Origin of the sequence: Elstera litoralis, assembly GCF_000963705.1 — a bacterium.
Classification (GTDB): domain Bacteria; phylum Pseudomonadota; class Alphaproteobacteria; order Elsterales; family Elsteraceae; genus Elstera; species Elstera litoralis.
The window spans coordinates 1-1,945 of the sequence record NZ_LAJY01000609.1 but is presented as its reverse complement, the minus strand read 5'-3'; the positions used below and the strand labels follow the sequence as shown (position 1 = coordinate 1,945).

Here is a 1,945-nt window from a genome sequence, read left to right as displayed (position 1 = left end):
GCGCGGCCCAGCGGCGGATCGACGACCTACGGGCCGCCGCCGAGGCGACCATCGCGGCGATAACCGATCTGGGGGGGACCCCCACCCAAGAGCGGCCTTAGAGGGCGGTAACGGGGCCGAGCAGGCGCGTGACATGCCCCATCTTGCGCCCTGGGCGCGCTTCGGCTTTCCCGTAGAGGTGCAGCTTGGCGCGCGGGTCTTTTAGAATTTCGGGCCAGGCGTGGACCTGATCGCCGATGAGGTTCTGCATCGTGCAATCGGCCAAGCGTTCGGTGGAGCCCAGCGGCAGGCCGCAGATGGCGCGCACGAGTTGCTCGAACTGGCTGGTCACGCAGGCGTCGAGCGTCCAATGGCCCGAATTATGCGGGCGCGGGGCGAGTTCGTTCACCAGCAAGGCCCCATCGGCCCCGACGAAGAGTTCGACGCAGAGAATACCGACCAGATCGATGGCCTCGGCGATTTTGCGGGCCAAATCTTGCGCCTGGGCTTGCGCTTCCGGCGAGAGCGGGGCGGGAACGATGGTTTCGGCGAGAATATGGTTCTCGTGGCGGTTTTGCACCGGCACGAAGCAGCTCATGCCGCCGTCGAGCCCGCGCGTGACGATGACCGAGGCTTCATAGGCGAAATCGACGAATTTTTCGACGATGCCGACCGATGCGCCCATCTGCCGCCACGCGGTCGCGATATCGCTTTCCTCGACGATCTTGGCCTGGCCCTTGCCGTCATAGCCCATGCGGCTCGATTTCAGCACGCAGGGGCGGCCCACTTCCGCCACCACTTCCGCCAGCCGCGCGAAGGCCGAAACGCCGCGATAGCGCGTCGTCGGCACGCCGATGCGGGCGAGAAAATCCTTTTCGTTCAGCCGATCCTGCGTAATGCGCAGCACGCGCGGATTGGGACGGACGGGCAGCAATTCGGCGAGAAAACTCACCGGCTCCACGGGGATATTCTCGAACTCATAGGTCACGACGGCGCAATCGGCGGCGAAGCGCGCCAGCGCGTCCCGGTCTTCATAAGCGGCGGTGGTCGTCGCCGTCGCCACTTGCGCTGCGGGCGGATTGGTTTCCGGCGCATAAATATGGGTGCGATAGCCCAAGCTGGCGGCGGCCTGGGCGATCATCCGCCCCAACTGCCCGCCGCCGAGAATACCGATAGTGCTGCCGGGGGGGAGAAGCAGACTCGCACTCATCGGCTGGTCTTCTGCCAATAGGGGTCTTCATCCTCTTCGGGCGCGTCGGCCACGCCAGCGGTCTGGCGGGCGCGCCAAGCGTCGAGCCGCGCCGTGAGGGCTGCATCCTGCAACCCCCAGCACCGACGCGGCCAGCAGGGCGGCGTTTAATCGCCCCCGGCTTGCCGATGGCCAGCGTGCCGACGGGAACGCCGCCGGGCATTTGCACAATGGAGAGCAGCGAATCCATACCCTTCAGCGCGTGGCTTTCGACCGGCACGCCGAAGACCGGCAGGCTGGTGAGGGCGGCGACCATACCGGGCAGGTGGGCGGCCCCGCCGGCCCCGGCGATAATGACTTTCAGGCCCCGTTCCCGCGCGCTTTTGGCATAGGCGTAGAGCCGGTCGGGCGTGCGATGGGCCGAAACGATGCGCGTTTCCAAAGCCACATCGAGGGCGCTCAGAGTTTCAGCGGCATGGCGCAGAGTGGCCCAGTCGCTTTGACTGCCCATGATAATGCCGACCGACGGCGTGCTGCTCATTGAAGGATCATCCATAGAAAAAAGGAAACCGCAGTATAAGCGGTTGCGGCTCAGGGGAAAAGCGCGGCTATGCGGGCGGCTTTACGCGATAATATCGGGCAGAAGCGCGCTTTCGAGCTGATGCATCTGATCTTTTAAGATCAGTTTGCGCTTTTTCAAGCGCTGAATCTGAAGAAGATCGGCCCCGCCATCGGGCCGCTCGATCAAGCGGGCGATCACTTCGTCCAGGTCACGAT

Annotated in this window: 2 protein-coding genes and 1 pseudogene; all 3 read right to left on the bottom strand. The window is 64.7% G+C overall.

What is annotated here, in order from left to right:
- Window positions 1–97 precede the first annotated feature (97 nt).
- A complete protein-coding gene (locus tag VZ95_RS18185; RefSeq protein WP_045777115.1) occupies window positions 98–1,189 on the bottom strand; it encodes a 5-(carboxyamino)imidazole ribonucleotide synthase in 1,092 nt (363 codons plus the stop codon).
- A pseudogene (purE, locus tag VZ95_RS23310) lies at window positions 1,186–1,724 on the bottom strand (5-(carboxyamino)imidazole ribonucleotide mutase). Before purE ends, VZ95_RS18185 begins: the two are co-directional and overlap by 4 nt.
- 66 nt (window positions 1,725–1,790) lie before the next feature.
- Window positions 1,791–1,937: a YdcH family protein gene (locus tag VZ95_RS23305; RefSeq protein ID WP_084627903.1), complete on the bottom strand. Its 147-nt coding sequence runs from the start codon at window positions 1,935–1,937 to the stop codon at window positions 1,791–1,793.
- Window positions 1,938–1,945: the final 8 nt, after the last annotated feature.

What these genes read in the sequence shown, in the direction of transcription:
- VZ95_RS18185 (WP_045777115.1), bottom strand. Translation starts at nt 1,189, where the DNA reads ATGAGTGCGAGTCTGCTTCTCCCCCCCGGCAGCACTATCGGTATTCTC.